This window comes from Hymenobacter terrestris, from assembly GCF_013377905.1.
Classification (GTDB): Bacteria; Bacteroidota; Bacteroidia; order Cytophagales; family Hymenobacteraceae; genus Hymenobacter; species Hymenobacter terrestris.
In genome coordinates this window covers 1-5,894 of the sequence record NZ_JABKAV010000111.1, presented here as the reverse complement: position 1 = coordinate 5,894, position 5,894 = coordinate 1, and the positions used below count along the sequence as shown (strand labels likewise).

Here is a 5,894-nt window from a genome sequence, read left to right as displayed (position 1 = left end):
GGGGTGGGGGGGGGGGTTTCCCCCCGCCCGCCGTACGCATCATTCCACTGATTCCGTTCAACGGCGGGCGGGGACAAGCCCCACCCCTACGTCGCGCTTATTGCTTCGCTGGCATCTGTGGGTTCTGCATCTGCCGGCTCAGGATAACGCGGCGGCCGGTCATAGTTTCGAGCATGGGCTTGAGAATTTGCTGGGCATTCTGCTCGGTTTGGGCCAGAATGCCGGAGTTAAGGGCGGCCCGGCGCACGTTGGCCTCGGCATATTTATAGCCCGCATCAACCAGCTCAGCATCCTGGAAAAAGCCATTTTCAATGCTGTAGACCTTGCTTTTGCTATGGTCAATTTGCCACACGCACAGCTCGGGCGCCGGCAACGCCACGCGCACAATGGAGTCGCCTTCCAACACTACATCCTGGGGACGCAGCTTTCGCAAATCGAGGCAGCCGATGGCGTTGCCAGCCACAATGAGGGCCACTTTGGCGTCGGGCAGGAAGCGGTAGGTGCTCTTCTTGTACTCCACCACGTCGCGGAATTCATAGCGCACCAGCTCCATGCGGCCCAGCGCCTCCACCTTTTGCAGCACCGTGTTGTGGGTGACAGTAATGCGGGGTTGGGGGTTGAGCGGGTTCTCGAAATCGGCCAGTGCGGGGCGCACTTTGGTCCAAAGAAACCACCCCAGTCCCACTAGAAACAGCAGGGGTAGTAGACGGCGTAGTAATTGGGGCATCTGTGAGTGAATAAATGGCAGAGTTAGTGCGGAGGAATGGTTGAGGTAGGATACGGAGAAAACCAGCGCGGGGCTGGCGTGCGCTTTTCGTAATCCTGCCGTTCTTTGTCCCAATGCCGCTTCATTTCCGACTGTTATCTGCTGCCCGCGCTGCTGTTGCTAGCCCGGCCGGGCGCTGGTTGCGGCGGCGGCACGGTTGGCTGCTGGTGGGCTTATGGGCGCTGATGCAGCTGTTGCAACTGGTGCAAAACCACGGCCCGCGCCACATGCACGACAGCGCCCGCTACCTGTACTACGCCCGGCAAATTGCCGACGGCTGGCAGTTTGCCGGCGGCCACAACCTACGCTATGTGGGTTATCCGCTATTCATGGCGCTCTGGCTAAAGCTGGGTACAGGCTGGTGGGGCATCGTGCTAGCGCAGGTGGCGCTCAGCGGACTGGCGGCCCGGGCTTTCTATGCCACTATGCGTCGCCTAACCCCCTCGCCGGTCGACTGGCTACCCGCGGCACTGGCCACTGCTGCCCTGGTCGGCTGGCCCGATGTGCAGCGGTTTAACTGGTTTCTGCTCACCGAGTCGCTTTTTATTAGTGCGCTTGTCTTCGTGTTCTGGGCCCTGGTGCGCGTGCGACGGCCGGCGAGTGGGCGCTGGCTGCTACTGGTAGCTACGCTGGTGCTGTTCGGGGCCGTGCGGCCCAACGGGTTTATTGCAACGGCTGCGGCTGCCCTGGCCGGGCTGGCTTACTTGTGGCAGCGGCCCGGCCAGCGGGCCTTCCGCTGGTCGCTGGCCGGGCTGGCCTTGCTGGCCCCACTAGGTTGGTGGGTGCTCAACAAGCTGCTGTTCACCTTCACGCTGATTGAAACCTACCTGCAGGGTAACGTAATCGGGGGCTACAATGGCTGGCTGCTGGAGCCAACCGAGCCACTTTGGTTTCCGCCCGCTGATTTAAAGCCGGTGCTGCGACTGGTGTACTTTATGGCCGCCAACCCCTTTTATTTCGGTAAGCTGGCGGTTCTGAAGGGATTGACTTTGTTCTTCTACATCAAAAGCTACTATTCCTGGTCGCACATCCTTCTGATTGTCCTCTTCATCTATCCCAGCTACTGGCTGGCCTGGCGCGGTCTGCGCGGCGCCTCTTGGCTGCCCGCCCGGACGTTTTTGGCGGCCGTAATAGGGCTGCAAACCGTTATGGTGATGATGACCATCGACGACTGGGATGTACGCTTTATCGTCCCGCTGCTGCCCTGCATATTCGCGCTGGCTGGCTTGGCTGTTGCCAGGTCGGCTGAATTGCAGCAACCACTGTCGGCCGCCGGAGCGGGGGACTAACCCGGCTCTCCCCCGAACCCGCCCCAGGCCTGCAAGCCGCCGGTGTGGATAGCCATGACCGTGCTGCCGCGCTGGAAAGGGCCCTTCGCAGCTAAATCAAAGAGCCCGAAAAGTAATTTGCTGGTGTAAATAGGGTCGAGTAGGATGCCGTGCCGTTGCTGGAAGTCAACGATAAACTGCCGCAGCTCCGGCATGAGGCGGGCGTAGCCGCCGCCGTGGTAGTCGGTGCGCAGCTCCCAGTTGGTGTAGGTGCGGCCGGTGGCTTGCTGGGTTAGCTGGTTGATATCGGCGCGCAGAAAATCGGCGCCTTTAAGGGCGGCTATGCCCAGAGCCTGGCGCTGGCCGTCGAGGCCGCTGAGCAGGCCGGCTAGTGTGCCACCGGTGCCGCATGCCACAGCCAATACATCGAAATCGGTGCGGACCAGCAGCTCGCGGGCCAGCTCGGCGCAGCCGGGCAATGCCAGCGCGTTGGTACCGCCTTCGGGCAGCACGTAAGCCGGGCCTGTTTCGTGCAGTAAAGTAGCCAGCACTTCCGGCTCGTGCTTGCGGCGGTAGGTTTCGCGGTCGAGGAAGTGCAGCTCCATGCCGTCGGTGCGGGCGCGGGCCAGGGTGGGGTTGAGGGGCTGGCCGGCCAGCTCGTCGCCGCGCACGAAGCCCACGGTACGGCGGCCCAGGAGGCGGCCGGCAGCGGCCACGGCTGCCAGGTGGTTGGAATAGGCCCCGCCAAACGTGAGCAGCGTGTTCAGCCCCAGCCGGTCGGCTTCCTGCAGATTGTACTTCAGCTTGCGCCACTTGTTGCCCGGTAGCTCCGGGTGCGTCAGCTCGTCGCGAGCCAGCAGGAACTGCACGCCGTGATACTCGCCAAGTTCGGAAATGATGAATTTGGGCGCTGGTGAGTTCATGTTGGGATGAGTTGACAGCACAAAGTTGTAGCGCGAAGCTTCTGCTTCGCGCATCGTTGAACGACTTGGTTTGTCAGTCAGCAACGATACGCGAAGCCAAAGCTTCGCGCTACAATCCTGTAGTCCCTTTAGTGCAGGCTGCTGTCAGCCGGCACTTAGCCTGCCACCAACTCGCCCGGCTGCTCGCTGGCTGGCTGAACCCGGATTGCATAATAGGCAGCTCCCAGCAGCAGCAGAATCAGGAGTACCGACGATACCAACGACACGGTGTTGCCCAGGGCGTAGGCGGTGGGCTCGAACTTGAACTCGATAGTGTGCGTGCCGGCCGGTACCGGCATGGCGCGCAGCACGTAATCAACCCGCAAATGGGGCACTGGCTTGCCATCCAAATAAGCCTGCCAGCCGTCGGCGTAGTAGATTTCCGAGAACACTACCAGCCCGTTCTGCACGGCGGTGGTGCGGTAGGTGAGGGCGTTGGGCGAGTACTTGGTCAGGGCGATGGTAGAGCCCTCGGCGGCGTAGCTGGCCTTCAGACCGGGGAACTTGCTGGCGTCCACAACGGCCGTGGTGGCGGGGTCGAGCGTCGTCAGAGCCTTTATTTCCTGGTCGGGGCTCTGCACGCTTTGCACTTGGCTCACGTACCAGGCGTTGCCCAGCGCACCGGGGTTGCGGATGGCCTGGGCGGGCTGCTTTTCGGCGGGCGGCGTGATGAGGTAACGCGTGTTGAGCATGTTGAGCACCGGGGCCGCGTCGGGCCGGTTCTCGGTGTAGATGCGCTGGAGCTGGGGCGAAATCTGGCGCTCAATCAAATCCTGGTAGCGGCGCAGCTTGGCGCCGTGGTAGCCCCCGATGCTCTTGTGATAATAAGAGGTCTGGGCATCATTAAATGGGTTAGCCATATTCAGCACCCGGTAGCTCAGGTCCTTGTCCTGCAAAATCTGCTCATCTACGGCTGAAGGCACAAACTGCTCGGCCACAGTTTCGCGCTGGAAATTGTCGTCGTTGAGGTAGCGCTTATCCACGCCCCACAAATCAACCAGCGTCAGCAAACCCACCAGCGCGGCAGCCATGCCGGCGGAAAGCTTGCGTTGCAGGAAAAACCACAGCACCCCGGCCGCCAGCGCCATAAACAGCAGTGAGCGGAACACATCGTTGTTGAGCAGCGATGCCCGGTCGGCCCGGATGGCTTCGAGCGGGAAGCCGCCCTGCTGGAGCTGGGCATCTATGGGAGCGGCAAAATCAGAAACCAGACCCACCAGGAAGGCCAGCACGCACAGGCCGGCCGTAATGGCCAGGGCCCGCAGCACATGCTTTTTCAGGTAAGTCGTATCCGTATCATCAAGCGGCCGGCCGGCCAGGGCAGCCAGGCTGGGGTGGCTGCTGATGGGCGCGGCCGGGGTGGCCGGCGCGAAGCCGGGGCGGCCCCGTAGCACCCGCGCCAGGGCCAGTACCGCCAGTACCGGCATGGCCAGTTGGGCAATTACCAGCGCCATGCTCACGGCCCGGAACTTGTTGTAGCCCGGAAACAGGTCGAACATCAGGTAGTTGAACGTCTCGAAGTTCTTGCCCCAGGCCAGCATAATGGACAGCAACGTGCCCACCAGCAGCCAGATGCGGGTGCGCCGGTCAGCCACCATCAGCCCCAGCACAAACAGGAAAAACACCACCGCGCCCACGTACACCGGCCCGCTCGTAATCGGCTGGTCGCCCCAGTAGGTCGGCATCTGGGCTAGGTAATCGGTGAGCTGCGCGGGCGGTACGCCGGCCGCCACCAGGGCCTTGCCGGTAGCCGAATTTTCGCTCAGCTTCATCTGCGACGCGCCGCCGTAGAAGTTAGGAATCAGCAGGGTGGCCGTTTCGCCGATGCCGTAGCTGTAGCTGAAAGCATACTCACGGTTGAGGCCCGAACCCTCGTCTACCGGGTCCTGCGACACCGGCTGGCCGGGCGCGGCGGGTGGCGGGGTCGTCAGCTCCGAGCGGCCCCGGATGCTGTACTGGCCGTATTCGAGCGTGGTATACAGGCGACCAAAGCTCACGCCCGCCGCCAGCAGCGCGCCCACGGCCAGCATGGCTGTGCGCGTGAAGAACTCAGGCAGGCGCTTCTCCTTAAAGGCAAAAACCAGCTCTACCACCCCAAAAACCAACACCAGCAGGAGCAGGTAGTAGGTTATCTGGAGATGATTGGAGCGGATGTTCATGGCCAGCCCCAGCGTAAACAGCGCCATGCCTAGCCACTTGTTGCGCCGGAACGTGACGAGCAAACCCGCCAGCACCAGCGGCGCGTAGGCCAGCGCTAGGCTCTTGGTGTTGTGGCCAGCAGCCAGAATAATGAGGTTGTAGCTCGTGAAGCCCAGCGCCACCGCGCCCACCGCGCTCAGCAGCGGTGAGAGGCCCAGCGCCAGCCCCAGCGCGTAGCCGCACACCAGCGCCAGAAACAGGTTGGCCACCACGGCCGGCAAATCGAGCGTGAACAGCTTGTGCAGGTAAATGCTCAAATCGCCCGGAAAACGGGTGCTGATGAGGTAAGTGGGCATGCCCGAGAACATGGAGTTCGTCCAGAGTGCTTCCTCGCCAGTGGCCTCGCGGTGCAGCGCCGCCTCGCGGGCACCTCCGTTAAACTGCACGATGTCGTGCTGGGCCAGGGTTTTGTCCTCGAACAGAATCGGGGCGAAATACAGGCTGGCCAGCGCCAGGAAAAACAGCAGCGCCAGCAGGTGTGGCAGCACCCGGCGCCACAGCGGCGCGGGCGTGGGGCGAAGAAGAGTAGTCATTCGGCTTGAAAAGAAGTCGGAATCAGAAGCCCGAAGGTAATAGATGTAGCGGGGGGAGAAGTAGCGAAAGACGAGCCGGGCAAAAAGAACGCTGAGCAGAAACAACGTCATTCAGAACGCGGCGAAGAATCTCGCGTGAAGCCGTTGCCATAGTAGACCAATGTCA

General features: G+C 62.2%; 4 protein-coding genes. 1 reads left to right on the top strand and 3 read right to left on the bottom strand.

Features of this window, described 5'->3' with window-relative positions; genetic code table 11:
- Window positions 1-97: 97 nt before the first annotated feature.
- Complete coding sequence (locus HW556_RS17820; RefSeq protein WP_176901473.1) at window positions 98-727, bottom strand: DUF4230 domain-containing protein; 630 nt, start codon at window positions 725-727, stop codon at window positions 98-100.
- 113 nt (window positions 728-840) lie between these two features.
- On the opposite strand from HW556_RS17820, the gene HW556_RS17815 reads away from it, so the two are divergent.
- Window positions 841-2,055 (top strand): hypothetical protein, encoded by a 1,215-nt coding sequence (locus HW556_RS17815; protein WP_176901472.1) that lies wholly within the window; start codon window positions 841-843, stop codon window positions 2,053-2,055.
- Here the strand turns inward: HW556_RS17815 and HW556_RS17810 are convergent.
- Together HW556_RS17810 and HW556_RS17805 are read right to left on the bottom strand one after the other, a co-directional pair.
- The gene (locus HW556_RS17810) at window positions 2,052-3,011 is read right to left on the bottom strand and encodes a 1-aminocyclopropane-1-carboxylate deaminase/D-cysteine desulfhydrase (protein WP_246289714.1); all 960 of its coding nucleotides are present in this window, start codon (window positions 3,009-3,011) and stop codon (window positions 2,052-2,054) included. The genes HW556_RS17815 and HW556_RS17810 overlap by 4 nt on opposite strands.
- Window positions 3,012-3,112: 101 nt before the next feature.
- Window positions 3,113-5,728, bottom strand: a complete 2,616-nt coding sequence (locus HW556_RS17805; protein WP_176901471.1) for a YfhO family protein — start codon at window positions 5,726-5,728, stop codon at window positions 3,113-3,115.
- Between the last annotated feature and the right edge of the window lie 166 nt (window positions 5,729-5,894).